The organism is Empedobacter brevis, from assembly GCF_965118635.1.
GTDB lineage: Bacteria > Bacteroidota > Bacteroidia > Flavobacteriales > Weeksellaceae > Empedobacter > Empedobacter brevis_A.
Map to the genome: position 1 here is coordinate 168,108 of NZ_CBCPHV010000001.1, position 14,090 is coordinate 182,197.

Genomic DNA, 14,090 nt, shown 5'->3' on the forward strand with positions numbered 1-14,090 from the left:
CGGAGACTCCGTTGCCGTATCGGATATTCAGGAGCTTTTTCCATAGCCACGCCTGTGGCATTCCGACTTAGGCAATCCCCATTTAGACATATAGCAACTATTGGCACGTTAGATTGTCGGATGCGATGTTCGCCCTTTTCTGCTTATTGCAGTTACGTTGTGGTCTGTTTATGCTATCACTACTACCTGTCATTAGGATATTACCACAAAGTGACGTTGGTAACTGTCTTCCGTCACTGCCTAAGAACTGACCGTTCGGACTGTCGTTCAATCAATCAAGACTTCATCCTTATATCTAACTTTTCAACTCGCCATTCAGTCGCAACACGACAATTAGTTGACTTATGGCTTTTCCGACATGCTACACTCCCCGTCGGGTTTCCCGTTCGGATAAGTCGGCTGTTGATGGGCGTTATAAACACTTGCCCAGTGGTTGCCAAACCACATTCACTATATGCCCTTATGGGCGCACCAAATATTCCTCAAGGCTTACTTCCGTTGCGTACACTGCCGAGTGTGTTCCGCCCAATCCAATCCAAACTTCCTTGTACAAGCGACTGGCATCGTTATTCATATTGATGGAAAGTACCTGTGCTTTTTCTTTATCCGTAAGCCCCAGCATTGCTTGTATATCATCAAACTTGTTCATATACTTACGCTGGTCGAGCAGGATTTTGCAATCGGAATTGTTGATGATACTCTCTTTCACAATCGGAGATTGGATAATATCATCTACCTCCTGTGTTACGACTATGGCTTCGCCAAAAAACTTTCTAACCGTTTTAAAGAGATACTTTATGTATTCAGCCATTCCTTCCTTTGCGATTGCTTTCCAAGCCTCCTCAATCAGTATCAGTTTGCGAATACCTTTCAGTCTTCGCATCTTGTTGATGAATACCTCCATAATGATAATGGTAACTATTGGAAAGAGGATTTTGTGGTCTTTAATCGCATCAATTTCAAACACGATAAAGCGTTTGGATAAAAGGTCTAACTGCTTGTCCGAGTTCAGCAGATAGTCATACTCGCCACCTTTATAATAAGGTTCTAAAACATTGAGGAAATTGGCTATATCAAAGTCTTTTTCACGAACCTGTTTTTCTTCGAGTACCTTGCGGTAATCTCCTTTCACATATTCGTAAAAGCCATTGAACGATGGGAAAAAGCCCTCGCTTTTTATTCGGTCGATATAACCTGAAACCGCATTGGAAAGAGCAACTTCCTCTGACCTTGTAGGCGGTTCATCGTCACGTTTCCAAAGCGTGAGTATCAAAGTCTTGATACTCTCACGCTTTTCAATGTCGAACACACCATCATCGGTGTAAAATGGATTAAAGGCAATCGGGTTATCTTCGGTATAAGTGAAGTAAACACCGTCTTCGCCTTTAGTCTTTCCTTTGATTAATTCGCACAACCCCTGATAGGAGTTACCTGTATCTACCAGCAGTACGTGAGCACCTTGCTCGTAGTATTGCCTAACCATGTGATTGGTAAAAAAAGATTTACCAGAACCTGACGGACCAAGAATAAACTTGTTCCGGTTCGTGATAATGCCACGCTTCATTGGCAAATCCGAAATATCCAAATGAATAGGTTTTCCTGTAAGCCTGTCAGCCATCTTGATACCAAATGGCGATGGTGAATTGTGATAATTGGTTTCTTCGGTAAAGAAACATAAGGCTGGCTCAATAAAAGTGTAAAAACTTTCCTCGCTCGGAAAATCACCTGCATTGCCTGGCATTCCTGCCCAATACAGGGTAGCTACATCAGTTGTATTGTGGCGTGGCTTGCATTCCATTAATGCTAATGCACTACCGCAATCGTTTTTCAATTGTTTGAGTTCCACAGGATCTTCCGACCAAGCCATAATGTTGAAGTGTGAACGAACTGAAGAAAGTCCGAAGGAATGGGCTTCGTTCAGGTACTTTTCAATCCATTCTTTGTTGATTTGGTTGGCACGGCTGTACCGAGCCAGTGAGTGCATATTCCTTGCTGACTTCTCAAACTTTTGCAGGTTATCTTCGCTATTATCTAAAAACAGGTATTGGTTGTAGATGTGGTTACAGCTCAACAATAATCCCACAGGTGCAGCGAAGGATAAACGACAGTCGCTTCGATCAGTGGAAAGTTTTTCAAATCGGGTATCCGCCGAAACGGTTGCAGGCAGGTCGTCTGTATCGGACAAGGTATGCAGGGACAACCTTTTGTTTCCAATACGGACTTCTTCAGCACTGAGTGCTATATCCTGCATTGCCGTTCCGTTTTCTCTTGACAGCGTTAGGTATTGTTCCAGCAATCCCTGTGTTTCGTCCGTACCAATGATATCGTCTTCAGTCAAACGTCGCAGGCTTATAAAGCCGCTATCGTTCACAATACGCTCAAACTGAGCCACCACTTCCATAAATCGGTGTATCGTTTCTTTATTGATTTCCTTTGGAATAAGCGTACCCTTACAAAGCGAACTGAAATTACTTTGCATATGCATTCTATTCTTGGTCGTCTTGGTTAGAAACAGATAGCAATAATGGTTTAGGAATGGTCGCTCGTTAAAATGACGTTGGTAGGATTTTGACAGAAAACTTTGGTCTTCCTGTGCCAGATCGGGAGCGTAGTTTTCTTTGATGTACCAATCCTGTTTATGAATGACTGTAAAGTCTGGCAAGGTTTTGATTGCCTTGTGCCAAGCGGAATGGATAGCCTCGTATTCTGCCGACGCAACGGTAAACAGTTCTGGCAACCGTACTTCAAAACAGGCGGTAATGTCTGCATCTTTAGAAAGAATGCAGTTGTTCTCTATTGCTAGCAAAGGAAATTTGTTTTCCAATGTGGCTGTCTTAGCTACATTTCTCATACGGTTTTGGGTTTAGGAGTGAATCTTAAATACCTGTGTACAGGCTTGCGACAGATTATGTAGCGAGGATGCCTTTTTATGGCTCCCAACTTCATCAGTCCGTGTTCGCCATATTTCCTGTTCAGTGAAAAAGTCTGCCATACGATGAGTGAAGCACCTCCGGTTCCGAGTAATAGACAGATGTAAGAATTTACACCTGCCATATACATTATCATCACGAAGATTAAGGTACCGAGCAATCCACCTACGAAGATGAAAAGGTACTGTGCTTTCAATCCCTTAAATTCTACCGTTCTTCCGATGCCTTTGTTGATATTGTAATTCATAAGGCAAAAGATTAAAGAAAGAATGAACGTAGAATAGTAGCCGCTACAATCAGGAAGATACACGCACCGAACCATGAAGCTGCCGTCTTCGAAGTATCGGGGTCGCCACTACTGAATTTGTTGTACACCTTAACGCCTCCGATAAGCCCAACCACCGCACCGATGGCGTAAATTAATTGGGTTGCGGGGTCGAAATAACTTGTTACCATTTGGGTAGCTTCGTTGATCCCAGCCGAACCATTTCCCTGTGCGAAAGAACCAATTCCTGACAACATCGCTACGGTTGCCAGCAAAACTTTTTTTCTTTGTTTTTCCATAATTGAAACACATTAATTTGTTTTTGTTATCCCACACCTTGCGGGCTTTCGGGACAAAGATGTTTCGGAAATCAAGGGGTTATAACAAAGTGGCAGTCAAAGGAATGATTTGGCGTTGAGTGGCATAAATATTTATCAAAATATTTTGATTGTAAGAAAATCTTACATACTTTTGTATGAAATTCTTACAATCATGGAAATATTAGAATTAGAAAAAGAAATAATTGAGATTATACAAGAAGTTTGTATTCATCAAGAAGTTGAAGAAGTCGTAAGTGGAAATTTCTATCCTGGAAATTTCATTATGAGTCAAGTGTTAGTTTCCATTTTTTCTCAAATTGAGATTAAAACAGGTATTACTATACCAAATGATTGCTATATTTTCCATGATCAAAAAACGAAGAAACAATTAAATATAAAAGAGGCTGCAACGAAGCTATTAAAATTGTCAAAAAATGAACAATAAGGGTACTATGACTGAAAGAGAACAAATTGCTGAAAGATTAAAAGAAGCAAGGGTTATGTCTGGCTTGTCGCAAGAAAATGCTGCAAAAATCTTACAAATACAAAGACCAGCTATTTCTGAAATAGAAAGTGGAAAACGAAAAGTAAGTGCAGAAGAGATTATTCAATTTGCTAAGTTGTACAAAGTAAGCACTTCATGGCTTTTGTTGAAAGAGGAAAATGAATCGGCTTTAGATGAGCAAACAAAAATTGCTGCAAGGGAATTGGGGAAAATGGATGAATCCGACAGAAAGAAGCTATTAGAAATCTTAAGAATACTTCCGAAATAAATGAATGAGTTATATACAAGTGCTATCCGAAAAGCAAGTGAAACAAGACTAAAATTAGGGCTCAGTTTATATGAGGCTATAAACATCTACGATGTTTGTTCTAAATTAAACATAGATGTACAATTCGTTGATATTAATATGGAAGGTCTTTATGTAAATAATATCATTATGAACAATACAAGCCAACCCAAAATTATAATTTCACGTCTACGTCCGTTCCCAAGAAGAATTTTTACTTGCGGACATGAATTAGGTCATCATGTTTTTAACCATGGATTAAAATTAGATATTCTTACAGACGAAAATGACAACTCAAATTACAAAAGTGATGATGAGAAATTAGTTGATGCATTTTCTGCTCATTTGTTAATGCCAATTGCTTGTGTACAATCAGAGTTCAAAAAAAGAAAGCTTGATTTTAATACCGCAAGAGAAATTGATTATTATATAGTTAGTTCTGTATTAGGGGTTGGATATCAAACGTTAATTACACATTGTAAAGTCAATATGTTAATGAATGAATATAAATACATGGAATTATCTAAACATACACCTTCCAAAATATTCAAAAAGCATTTTGGCAACGTTGAAGAAAAAGCATATTTCAAGATTATTGATTTTAAAACAAATAATCAACCTATTGATTTAGAAGTTTCAAACTACTTAGTTATTCCTTCTGATTTAGAAGTTGATAATAACTATTTAGAAAAGATAAAAAGCACAGAAGTTGGGACACTATATTTAGCGAAAAAATCTGGAATATCTTCCATTTATTCAACAAGTGGTGAAACCAGTTGCTTTGTGAGAATCCAACCACAGAACTATATTGGTTTTGCGGAATATAGACATTTAGAAAACTAATAAAATGAATATACCAGTACTAATAGAAGAGAATAATTTATCGAAAGCATGGTGTAAAGTGTTACAACATATAATCGATAACTCGGGTAATGAAATTACACCATTAGTTTTGACTTTATCTGATTTTGACGAGGATAACACTATAAAAAACGAATTGAACAAAGATTTGGCAGAACACCAACTAGATTCAATTGATATTGTTTCTGAAACAATATTTCCACAATCTTTATATCTGTTTAACAAAAGTAACCGGCAAGAGTTGTTTAGATTGTATTTAGAAAACGTTTTACCAAGACTAAAGAAAATTGATAAGCGAAACAGTGCAGGAACTTATTTTGAACGCCTTATAGCATTTGGAGACAGTAAAAAGAATCAATTAGAAATAATAATTGATTCTTTAAGTGAAGACTCTAAAATAAAACGTCGCTCGAAATCACAAGCTGCTATTTTTGACCCATTAAAAGACCATAAAAATGGCGTATTCCAGAGTTTTCCTTGTTTACAACATGTTTCATTCTATAAATCAGAAAATGGAGGATTAATAATAAATAGCTTTTATGCTATGCAGTATTTGTATCAGAGAGCTTATGGAAACTGGTTAGGGTTAATCAATCTTGGAAAGTTTGTAGCACAGCAAGCTGGATTAGAATTGGAACGATTTAATTGTTTTGTTGGAGTTGAAAAATTAGACCATTTAACAAAAGCTCAAGCAAAAGGATTAATAATTAAAATGAAGGTAGAAAACTAATGAGTACAATAGCTAAAAAGCAGAACACTTTTACAATATATAAGCCATTATTACCTGCTAAAACAACAGAGGTATTTGATAGCTATTGGAGGTTTGCGGTATTACGACAAGATGTTTTTTTTAGTCGAATACAAGGGGATAAATATCCTTGGACAAACGACCCCATTTTATCTAAACATAAATTTACAAATGCTTACAGGGCTTCGGATAGAGTAAGTCAGTATTTAATTAAGGAAGTTATTTACAATGATGATTATTCTAACTCACCCGATGAAGTTCTTTTTAGAATACTGTTGTTCAAATTGTTTAACAAAATTGACACATGGGAATTGCTAAAAAAAAATATTGGAGACTTAAATTATGAAGAATTTGATTTTAAAAGGTATGATAAAGTTCTAAGTAAGGCTTTCGCAGAAAAGAAGACAATCTATTCAGCAGCATATATAATGCCTTCTGTAAGGCAATTTGGCTACGAGCGAAAACACTCAAATCATTTAAAATTGATAGATTATATCTTGAAAAAAGACACTTCTATACAACTTATGGATTGTAACAAAATGCAACAAGCATTTGACATTGTTAAAAGTTTTCCGGGATTAGGCGATTTTTTAGCGTATCAAATTTTAATTGACATTAATTACTCTAATATAATTGATTTTTCAGAATCAGAATTTGTAGTACCTGGCCCTGGAGCTTTAGGTGGAATAAGTAAATGCTTTGCTAATACAGGAGGGTTAAGCAATGTTGAAATCATTAAACTAATGACCGATAGGCAGGAAATGGAATTTGAAAGATTACAGTTAGATTTCAAAACACTTTGGGGAAGGCGATTACAACTGATAGATTGTCAAAATTTATTTTGTGAAGTAGATAAGTATGCAAGAGTAAAACATCCTGATATAAAAGGCAATAGTGATAGAGTAAGGATTAAGCAAGTGTACAAACTTAACTCTAAACCTATTGACTATTGGTTTCCTCCAAAATGGGGAATTAACGAAAACATTATTTCTGATTTAAAGAATAAAATACTATGATAAAACAAATTAAGAAAAAGTTTTTTGACGACAACTATATATCTGGGGAGCAAATCCCTAGATATTTTAACGTGTCATTTAAAGAAGTAGGAAATGACCAAAAGAACGAAGTAAGAGTAATTTTTAATGGAACTGAACAACTTGGAGATGTTATTAATGACAACTCTTATAAAAATGATTACTATCGTTATCATGATATATTTCATTATTCGTTTGCCGCTCTATTGGGATGGTCTCCATGTACAAGAGCCATGATGAAAAGAAAACGAAAAAGTAACACTTTGGTTGATGAAATAGAAGACGGTGCAAGAGCCACAATTACGGAGGAAGCAATTTCTATGATTATATTTAATGAAGCAAAAAGAAAGAATTTTTTTAAAGGAAAATCAAAAGTATCAAAAACTACTTTGAGAATAATTAAAGAAATGACAGAGAATTTTGAAGTAAGCGTTCGTACCTCTGAAGAATGGGAATATGCCATATTACAATCTTATGCTGCTTTTAGATTTCTGATATCAAATCAGGGCGGTCTTATAGAATTTGATACAGCAAATAGAAAATTAAAACATATTTCATTTTAGTAATGATTATTTCAATTGGCTGTGATATAGTAGAACATACTGTTTCACGAAAGTTAGATTGGGAAAATAATAGAGCTATACAATCTAGAATCTTTTCTAATAGGGAGTTAGACCTCTGTCCAGCAAAAGGAACACTACAATTTCTTTCGGGTAGATTTGCGGCAAAGGAGGCTATTCTAAAATGCTTGTTTACAGGTATGGAAGACGGAATTGCTTTAACCGATATTGAAATATTAAAAGAAGATGCAGGAAGACCAAATATAATCTTATCAGGTACTCCACTACACCTATCTATATCTTTAGGGATTAAGAACTGGCATGTTAGTATAAGCCATTCTTCTTCTTTCTCTCAGGCTTTTGTTATTGCTGAAGGATAAAAATCCTTACACAAACTCCCCAATGTCAAAATCATTCAAATCACTTTTCCGCAAAGTGGAAGAACTGGCATCCGTTTCAGAAATGATTGTGCTATCCAAAAGCTCGGCAATTTTTCTGGATGCACCGTCTATGGAATTTTCCAGTAGACTGAATAATTCGGTTCCCTGTATTTTCTGAACTATAGCTATCGCTGTTTCCTTTTGGGCTGTTTCCAACTTTTCTTTTTGGAGCAATACCCCCACGGAGCTTAGTTCTTCAAAAGTAACCCCTTGGGCTAAACCATTATTGCCACCGGATATTCCATACCTTTTCCATTCTTCTTCCTCTTCCTCAAAATCAGGCGTATTACTAAAAACCTTATCCAGCTCTTCCTGCGGAATTTGAATACCTAAGTTTTCATTCTCGTCGTATTCTATGTCTAAATTATCAGGATTAAAATTTGGTTCCTCCACTTGGCGATCAGTGGCGGTGTTTGGCACTAATTGGCTTCTTATAGATTTCGGTTGTCCCATTATATCTGGATGATTAGGATTGACTTTTTCCTGTTTCGGCTTTTGCTCCGACCTCTTTTTGATAACAATCTTATCATGCAACAATAGCCCAATGACTATCAGCAGGCATATTACAATTAATGTTTCCATAACTATTAAATCGGTTTATACTTTTCGTTATAGCTCTTGGTAATCTGTTCGGCAAATTCCTGAAAATGATAATCCAGTAAGTTGTCCAAATAAGCATAAATAGTAATCTTATCTTCGCCAATCACCTGTATGATGCGTGTCAATTTTTCATGAAATTCTGGTCTGATATAAACTGTTTTTCCGTCACGGGCATTGGTGTCTGATTTCTTAAAAAATGTACTTTCGTAATCTACTTCAGAATTTCTCTTACTACGGATCTTATCCCTGACAGCCTGTTTCTCCTGTGATAGTTCCTTTGGCTTAACGACCTCCGTTTCGGTTATTTTTGGTTCAGGTTCCGGTGGAAGCTGTAACCCTTCTTTCTTTACACCGTCAACCATCAGATTCATCATTAACTCCTCGTCAATATCAGGAGTAATTTTTTTCTTATTATCTTTTTCCATAGGGATTATAATTGAATGATTTTTAAAAATTCGTTCATAAAAAGGTCTAGTTGGCAGGCGTTCATCAACCTTTCGTCCGGAGGCATCAGCGTTGAGCGAAAAATAGCTTTGCTGCTCACTTCGCTTTCTTTGCGAAAGCGTGTGCTGTTTTTGACTTGGCTTTGCATCAGACTAAATCCCAAATCATTGATAAGGTTGTTATACACATCGTATAAAGGTGTGCTCTCCCTGCCATCAACCTGGTTCCAGAACAGGTTGATCGTTTTTATGGAAGTTTCACCTTTTTTCATAATCACATCTTGCAAGAGCTGTGTGAAAACGAGCGTGCTTTCCATTACTACACGATCTGCCGTGATTGGCGTAAAAATGTGGTGCATTCCCGCCAATGCTTTCAGAATACCCGGCGTGTTTACCGTTCCCGGAAGGTCAAAAAATACAGCATCAATTGAAACCGGAGAAGCCTCAACAAATTCGTTGGCTGCTTCCAGTACGCTATCCGCTCTGTGTTGAATAATCTCGTACGCCTTTTTGTTTATAGTGGTAAACTGTTTGTACGCCAACTTTTTCAAAGCCTCGTTTTCCATTACCATTTTCAAATCACGCTCTTTCATTTTCAACAGGCTATGCTGTGGAAAATCTGCATCAAATACAGCTACATTGTAACCCAAACGATAATGCAGGATGCTTGCCGCAAGTGTTGTGAACGTACTCTTACCTACACCGCCTTTTTGAGAAGAAAAGGCGATAAAAACTGTTTTGTGTTTTGCATTCATCTTTTTAACTTTTTTTAAATTATTTATATACTCATTTACGTAGGTGCCTATGTTTGCAGTCTGCTACATATTTATCTCTGCATATAGGTATGTTTCTCAATACAGATATATTTAGACAGGCATTTATGCACCTAAACACATACCTCTGTAGGTGTGCAGGTAAGTAAGTTTGTATCGAAAAACCTACTTACTGATATGCCTGCATCTCTACAGATAGAATTACACAGATAGGTATCTGAAGATGTACTTTCCTATGTACTTGTTTTTTTATCTATCTACCTCGATAGTTATATACTTAGCTTGTTACGTGCATAACTATTTATGCAGGTCGGTACAAATAAAAAGAGATAAATAAGCAGTTCCTTCAATGTGGCAGTTTTTGGCGTTCAAAGGCAGTTTTTGGCACTGTGTCACAGTACAATGCTTTCAAAAACAAGCCTTTACTTTGTGTAATGATTTTTATTAACGGATTTATGCAAAAGTCTTTTGACATATCAGGTGGCAACGGGAACGGCAACAAGCCGTTTTTCCCTGTTACATTCAATCCGACCCGTAGGGCGGATTATTGTGTTCATCAGAACACGGCAAGTTGTGTTTTAAGGCACTCGAAACCGAGTTAGTGCCTAAAACAACTTGCCCTGCCGGGAGCTAAAAAACACTCTCCGAAGTCGAGGTTTTGTGTAGATTAAAAATGGATTAGTGATGAACGACAACAGTAACAAAAAACAGAATAAGGGCGGACGGATACCTAAGACCGACCCAAGCATCCACCGCCACGTTTTCCGTCTTACAGACGAAGAAAATGCCAAACTTTTATCGCTTTTTGAAGCATCGGGAATGTCCAATAAAGCAAAGTTTATCATTTCCCTGCTGTTCAGTAAGGAAATGAAATCGGTCAAAATTGACAAAGGAACGGTTGATTTTTATATGCGACTTACTTCTTTTCACAGCCAATTCCGTTCTGTGGGTGTGAACTATAATCAGATTGTGAAGCTGTTGTACCGTCATTTTTCCGAGAAAAAGGCGGCGGCATTTCTCTATAAATTGGAAAAACAGACGGCTGAAATGGCGGTGTTATGCCAAAAAATCATTCAGATAAGTGAGGAATTTGAAGCAAAATATCTGAAAAAACAGCCTTAGAAATGATAGCAAAGATTGGTAGAAGTAGAAATTTATACGGTGCATTGGCTTACAATCAGCTCAAAGTGGAGAATGAAAACGGACTGATTTTGTTCGCCAATAAGATAATTGAAACCGCTAACGGTCATTATTCCGTTGCACAATTAGCCCAATCTTTTGCTCCTTACCTTATAGCCAACCGCAATACAGAAAAGCATACGGTGCATATTTCGCTCAATCCGAACCCGAAAGACAAGGTTAGTGATGACAAGTTTAGGGAAATGGCAGAGGAATATATGAGGGAAATGGGTTACGGCGAACAGCCTTTTGTTGTGTTTAAACATACCGATATTGACCGCAGCCATATCCATATCGTATCGGTTTGCGTGGACGAAGAGGGCAAAAAGATTTCGGATAAGTTCGAGAAAATGCGGTCTATGAATGTATGCCGTGAACTTGAAAGGAAATACAGATTGATACCAGCAACAGACAAAGAACATAAACAAAATGATAAGGTATTCCGTCCAGTGGATTATCGGGCTGGCGATGTGAAAAGTCAGATAGCTTCGGTAGTACGACACCTGCCTAACTATTATCAATATCAAACTTTGGGAGAATACAATGCTTTGCTTTCCCTGTTCAATGTTACGACCGAAAAAGTGGAAGGCGAATTGCAGGGAAAACCACAGCAAGGTTTATTATACATTCCGTTAAATAAAAAAGGCGAAAGAACTGGACACCCGTTTAAGGCTTCGTTGTTTGGAAAAAATGCAGGATTTCCAGCTTTGGAATTACATTTTGCGAAATGCAAAACGGCTTTGAAAGGCAATCCAATCCAAAAGACTTTACAATCCGCAGTTACCATTGCCCTGAAATCAACAAGCGATGAGCAGGCTTTTAAAAAGCAATTAGCTGAACAGGGCATTAACGTAGTGGTGCGTAGAAATGATGCTGGGCGTATTTACGGAATGACTTTCATAGACCATAATTCTAAAACGGTTTGGAACGGTTCACGTTTGGGCAAGGAACTTTCTGCCAATGTCTTTAATAATTATTGGAACAATAACATCAAACCAGAAATTAAAGAACCTGTTTTACAGCAACCCAAGCTACCCACATCAAATGATACGGATATTCCTGCGGAAGAACCACACCATTTGTTTGACTTTTTAACTACGGAAAAACACGAAGACGGTTTGATTGAAGCATTAGGCGGTTTATTGCCCGAAGCCCAGAGCGAAGATTACGAAGAACAGGACTTTGCTAACAAGATGAGAAAGAAAAGGAGAAAATAAAAAAAATAGCATACTTTTTATTTCTTGACAATTAATAGCTCTTTACCCCAATCATTCAGTTTCCAAAGTACATCTACTAATTTTTCCCCAAGTGGTGTAAGTGAATACTCAACACGAGGTGGAAGTTCATTAAATATTTTCTTGGTTAAAATTCCGTCTTGTTCCAGTTCCTTTAAATGCTGATTTAAAACACGCCTGTCCACTTTTGCAATACCTCTTAACATTTCACTTGGACGTTTTTCGCCTTCATTTATTCGCCATACGATAGGGATTTTCCATTTTCCGCTGATAGCATTTACAGCAAATTCCAATGGACAAATTTTTTCTTCTATCGCTCGTTCCTTTGTTTTCATAAAATTGACTTTTTTATCCCATAGGGACAATTATATGCGGTATTGTAGTTATGAATTTACTTTCAAAACTTTGCAAAAATATAAAATAAGATATGAAAAATTTAGAACAACAGATTAACGAACTAAATGAAAATTTAGCAAAACAACTTCCGACAGAAGTTTTAGAGGTATTCGGTAAATCTATTCAGGATTTGAAAGCTAAAAATATGGAAGATAGCAGTATCAGCGTAGGCGATAAGTTTCCAGATTTTAGTCTGCCAAATACGAGCGATAAGACCGTAGCGTTAAAAGAGCTTTTACAAAACGGAAAAGTGATAATAGCTTTTTTTCGTGGCAGTTGGTGTCCTTATTGCAATCTTGAACTGAAAGCATTGCAGGATAATTTGAAACAGATTACAGGTAAAAATGTAACGCTCATTGCTGTTTCCCCTCAAACGTCCGATTATAGCGAAGAACTCAAAATCAATCACCATTTAGAATTTGAATTATTGACAGATAAAAACAATGCTTTGGCTAAACAGCTTGGTATTACGTTTGAACTTCAAAACTATGTAATTCCGACTTATAGCAGTTTGGGTATAGAGCTGTCAGAATACAACGAGAATAATAATAACGAATTGCCTGTTCCTGCCGTTTTTGTGATAGATACAAATAGTAGCATTGTCTATAAATTTGTTGATACCAACTATATGAACAGGATAAATATACAAGAACTGATAGAGCAATTATGAACGAAGTAAAACGAAAAGGAGCAAGAAGCACAAAGGATATTCCGGCAGAAATATTGGCACAGCTTAATTCTGGAGAAATCGAAACAGCTAACCTCGTAGAGTGGTTAGCTGTTGATCAGCGTCTGTTACTAAAAAATTTGCTTACAGAAAATCAACGAACAGATTATCTGAAACCAATTCTGAACAAAATCGACCAACTGAAAAAGCAAACTGTAAATACAATAAACGAAGCTATCGGAACAGGAATTTTTGAGCAAACAATACAGCATAATGATAGTGATTTCTTAACCGTATTATCTCACCACAAAGCCGATTTAGTTCGCTGTTGGGCAACTTACACCATTGGCAAAAATGAAAAGTTGAACATTGCAGAAACACTCAAACAAATTCAACCTTTTTCAGCAGATAAACATTTTGGAGTAAGGGAAATAGCTTGGTTAGCTGTACGAGCTAAAATTTCTCAAAACCTTACCCAAAGCATTCAAATTCTTTCGGAGTGGACATCAAACGAAGATGAAAAGATCAGAAGATTTACTACCGAAGCAACAAGACCATGTGGAGTATGGTGCGAACACATCGAAGAATTAAAGCAAAATCCCGATTTGGGACTGCCAATATTAGAAGCCTTAAAATCCGACAAATCAAAATACGTGCAAGATAGTGTAGGTAATTGGCTCAATGACGCAAGTAAAACCCACCCCGATTTTGTAAAGGCACTTTGCAAGCGGTGGGAAAAAGAAAGTGAAACAAAGGAAACGATTTACATTCTAAAAAAAGCATTGCGGACTATCAATAAGCCGTAAATATTATTAATTTGGTTCAGCCAAACACCGCCACGCACCGCC

At 37.1% G+C, this 14,090-nt stretch carries 18 protein-coding genes; 11 read left to right on the forward strand and 7 right to left on the reverse strand.

The window, feature by feature from the left end:
• Nucleotides 1-460 precede the first annotated feature (460 nt).
• Genes ACMHJW_RS00800 through ACMHJW_RS00810 form a run of 3 tightly spaced genes read right to left on the reverse strand, consistent with a single transcriptional unit; the run spans nucleotide 461 to nucleotide 3,494 of the window.
• A complete protein-coding gene (locus ACMHJW_RS00800; protein ID WP_413531596.1) occupies nucleotides 461-2,851 on the reverse strand; it encodes a TraG family conjugative transposon ATPase in 2,391 nt (796 codons plus the stop codon).
• Nucleotides 2,848-3,177: a DUF4133 domain-containing protein gene (locus ACMHJW_RS00805; protein WP_143884038.1), complete on the reverse strand. Its 330-nt coding sequence runs from the start codon at nucleotides 3,175-3,177 to the stop codon at nucleotides 2,848-2,850. Before ACMHJW_RS00805 ends, ACMHJW_RS00800 begins: the two co-directional genes overlap by 4 nt.
• A gap of 11 nt (nucleotides 3,178-3,188) precedes the next feature.
• Nucleotides 3,189-3,494, reverse strand: a complete 306-nt coding sequence (locus tag ACMHJW_RS00810) for a DUF4134 domain-containing protein (RefSeq protein WP_260031528.1) — start codon at nucleotides 3,492-3,494, stop codon at nucleotides 3,189-3,191.
• A gap of 193 nt (nucleotides 3,495-3,687) precedes the next feature.
• On the opposite strand from ACMHJW_RS00810, the gene ACMHJW_RS00815 reads away from it, so the two are divergent.
• Genes ACMHJW_RS00815 through acpS form a run of 7 tightly spaced genes read left to right on the forward strand, consistent with a single transcriptional unit; the run spans nucleotide 3,688 to nucleotide 7,889 of the window.
• The gene (locus ACMHJW_RS00815; protein ID WP_143884039.1) at nucleotides 3,688-3,960 is read left to right on the forward strand and encodes a hypothetical protein; all 273 of its coding nucleotides are present in this window, start codon (nucleotides 3,688-3,690) and stop codon (nucleotides 3,958-3,960) included.
• Nucleotides 3,950-4,288, forward strand: coding sequence for a helix-turn-helix domain-containing protein (locus tag ACMHJW_RS00820; protein ID WP_228429942.1), 339 nt, complete (start codon nucleotides 3,950-3,952; stop codon nucleotides 4,286-4,288). The genes ACMHJW_RS00815 and ACMHJW_RS00820 overlap by 11 nt, the downstream gene beginning before the upstream one ends.
• Nucleotides 4,289-5,149 carry an ImmA/IrrE family metallo-endopeptidase gene (locus tag ACMHJW_RS00825; RefSeq protein WP_143884040.1) on the forward strand — a complete coding sequence of 287 codons (861 nt, stop codon included), beginning with the start codon at nucleotides 4,289-4,291 and terminating at the stop codon, nucleotides 5,147-5,149.
• Nucleotides 5,150-5,153: 4 nt separating this feature from the next.
• Nucleotides 5,154-5,897 (forward strand): thymidylate synthase, encoded by a 744-nt coding sequence (locus ACMHJW_RS00830; protein WP_143884041.1) that lies wholly within the window; start codon nucleotides 5,154-5,156, stop codon nucleotides 5,895-5,897.
• Complete coding sequence (locus tag ACMHJW_RS00835) at nucleotides 5,897-6,931, forward strand: nucleotide kinase domain-containing protein (RefSeq protein ID WP_143884042.1); 1,035 nt, start codon at nucleotides 5,897-5,899, stop codon at nucleotides 6,929-6,931. The genes ACMHJW_RS00830 and ACMHJW_RS00835 overlap by 1 nt, the downstream gene beginning before the upstream one ends.
• Nucleotides 6,928-7,512: a nucleotide pyrophosphohydrolase gene (locus tag ACMHJW_RS00840; RefSeq protein WP_143884043.1), complete on the forward strand. Its 585-nt coding sequence runs from the start codon at nucleotides 6,928-6,930 to the stop codon at nucleotides 7,510-7,512. The genes ACMHJW_RS00835 and ACMHJW_RS00840 overlap by 4 nt, the downstream gene beginning before the upstream one ends.
• Nucleotides 7,513-7,514: 2 nt before the next feature.
• Nucleotides 7,515-7,889, forward strand: coding sequence for a holo-ACP synthase (gene acpS, locus ACMHJW_RS00845; protein WP_143884044.1), 375 nt, complete (start codon nucleotides 7,515-7,517; stop codon nucleotides 7,887-7,889).
• Nucleotides 7,890-7,895: 6 nt separating this feature from the next.
• Here acpS and ACMHJW_RS00850 read toward each other — a convergent pair whose 3' ends face one another.
• Genes ACMHJW_RS00850 through ACMHJW_RS00860 form a run of 3 tightly spaced genes read right to left on the reverse strand, consistent with a single transcriptional unit; the run spans nucleotide 7,896 to nucleotide 9,747 of the window.
• On the reverse strand, nucleotides 7,896-8,531 hold the full coding sequence (locus ACMHJW_RS00850; protein ID WP_143884045.1) for a conjugal transfer protein TraD: 636 nt from the start codon (nucleotides 8,529-8,531) through the stop codon (nucleotides 7,896-7,898).
• A 5-nt stretch (nucleotides 8,532-8,536) separates the two neighbouring features.
• Nucleotides 8,537-8,974: a DUF3408 domain-containing protein gene (locus ACMHJW_RS00855; protein ID WP_143884046.1), complete on the reverse strand. Its 438-nt coding sequence runs from the start codon at nucleotides 8,972-8,974 to the stop codon at nucleotides 8,537-8,539.
• A 5-nt stretch (nucleotides 8,975-8,979) separates the two neighbouring features.
• Nucleotides 8,980-9,747, reverse strand: a complete 768-nt coding sequence (locus tag ACMHJW_RS00860) for a ParA family protein (protein ID WP_143884047.1) — start codon at nucleotides 9,745-9,747, stop codon at nucleotides 8,980-8,982.
• 702 nt (nucleotides 9,748-10,449) lie between these two features.
• Between ACMHJW_RS00860 and mobA the strand changes: the two genes are divergently transcribed.
• Both mobA and mobB read left to right on the forward strand, forming a co-directional pair.
• A complete protein-coding gene (mobA, locus tag ACMHJW_RS00865; protein WP_065720161.1) occupies nucleotides 10,450-10,887 on the forward strand; it encodes a conjugal transfer protein MobA in 438 nt (145 codons plus the stop codon).
• 2 nt (nucleotides 10,888-10,889) lie between these two features.
• The gene (gene mobB, locus ACMHJW_RS00870) at nucleotides 10,890-12,161 is read left to right on the forward strand and encodes a conjugal transfer protein MobB (RefSeq protein WP_143884048.1); all 1,272 of its coding nucleotides are present in this window, start codon (nucleotides 10,890-10,892) and stop codon (nucleotides 12,159-12,161) included.
• Between the two features lie 17 nt (nucleotides 12,162-12,178).
• Here the strand turns inward: mobB and ACMHJW_RS00875 are convergent, their stop codons facing one another.
• Nucleotides 12,179-12,514: a winged helix-turn-helix transcriptional regulator gene (locus tag ACMHJW_RS00875; protein WP_143884049.1), complete on the reverse strand. Its 336-nt coding sequence runs from the start codon at nucleotides 12,512-12,514 to the stop codon at nucleotides 12,179-12,181.
• Nucleotides 12,515-12,606: 92 nt separating this feature from the next.
• On the opposite strand from ACMHJW_RS00875, the gene ACMHJW_RS00880 reads away from it, so the two are divergent.
• Nucleotides 12,607-13,245, forward strand: coding sequence for a peroxiredoxin-like family protein (locus ACMHJW_RS00880; protein ID WP_143884050.1), 639 nt, complete (start codon nucleotides 12,607-12,609; stop codon nucleotides 13,243-13,245).
• Nucleotides 13,242-14,048: a DNA alkylation repair protein gene (locus tag ACMHJW_RS00885; protein ID WP_143884051.1), complete on the forward strand. Its 807-nt coding sequence runs from the start codon at nucleotides 13,242-13,244 to the stop codon at nucleotides 14,046-14,048. Before ACMHJW_RS00880 ends, ACMHJW_RS00885 begins: the two co-directional genes overlap by 4 nt.
• Nucleotides 14,049-14,090: the final 42 nt, after the last annotated feature.

Bases quoted from the DNA above. Each gene is read 5' to 3' on its own strand.
- ACMHJW_RS00835 (WP_143884042.1), top strand. From the start codon at position 5,897: ATGAGTACAATAGCTAAAAAGCAGAACACTTTTACAATATATAAGCCA.
- ACMHJW_RS00855 (WP_143884046.1), bottom strand. From the start codon at position 8,974: ATGGAAAAAGATAATAAGAAAAAAATTACTCCTGATATTGACGAGGAG.
- ACMHJW_RS00875 (WP_143884049.1), bottom strand. From the start codon at position 12,514: ATGAAAACAAAGGAACGAGCGATAGAAGAAAAAATTTGTCCATTGGAA.
- ACMHJW_RS00815 (WP_143884039.1), top strand. From the start codon at position 3,688: ATGGAAATATTAGAATTAGAAAAAGAAATAATTGAGATTATACAAGAA.
- ACMHJW_RS00800 (WP_413531596.1), bottom strand. From the start codon at position 2,851: ATGAGAAATGTAGCTAAGACAGCCACATTGGAAAACAAATTTCCTTTG.
- ACMHJW_RS00880 (WP_143884050.1), top strand. From the start codon at position 12,607: ATGAAAAATTTAGAACAACAGATTAACGAACTAAATGAAAATTTAGCA.
- ACMHJW_RS00810 (WP_260031528.1), bottom strand. From the start codon at position 3,494: ATGGAAAAACAAAGAAAAAAAGTTTTGCTGGCAACCGTAGCGATGTTG.
- ACMHJW_RS00830 (WP_143884041.1), top strand. From the start codon at position 5,154: ATGAATATACCAGTACTAATAGAAGAGAATAATTTATCGAAAGCATGG.
- ACMHJW_RS00825 (WP_143884040.1), top strand. From the start codon at position 4,289: ATGAATGAGTTATATACAAGTGCTATCCGAAAAGCAAGTGAAACAAGA.
- ACMHJW_RS00805 (WP_143884038.1), bottom strand. From the start codon at position 3,177: ATGAATTACAATATCAACAAAGGCATCGGAAGAACGGTAGAATTTAAG.
- ACMHJW_RS00820 (WP_228429942.1), top strand. From the start codon at position 3,950: ATGAACAATAAGGGTACTATGACTGAAAGAGAACAAATTGCTGAAAGA.
- mobB (WP_143884048.1), top strand. From the start codon at position 10,890: ATGATAGCAAAGATTGGTAGAAGTAGAAATTTATACGGTGCATTGGCT.
- ACMHJW_RS00885 (WP_143884051.1), top strand. From the start codon at position 13,242: ATGAACGAAGTAAAACGAAAAGGAGCAAGAAGCACAAAGGATATTCCG.
- acpS (WP_143884044.1), top strand. From the start codon at position 7,515: ATGATTATTTCAATTGGCTGTGATATAGTAGAACATACTGTTTCACGA.
- mobA (WP_065720161.1), top strand. From the start codon at position 10,450: ATGAACGACAACAGTAACAAAAAACAGAATAAGGGCGGACGGATACCT.
- ACMHJW_RS00850 (WP_143884045.1), bottom strand. From the start codon at position 8,531: ATGGAAACATTAATTGTAATATGCCTGCTGATAGTCATTGGGCTATTG.
- ACMHJW_RS00860 (WP_143884047.1), bottom strand. From the start codon at position 9,747: ATGAATGCAAAACACAAAACAGTTTTTATCGCCTTTTCTTCTCAAAAA.
- ACMHJW_RS00840 (WP_143884043.1), top strand. From the start codon at position 6,928: ATGATAAAACAAATTAAGAAAAAGTTTTTTGACGACAACTATATATCT.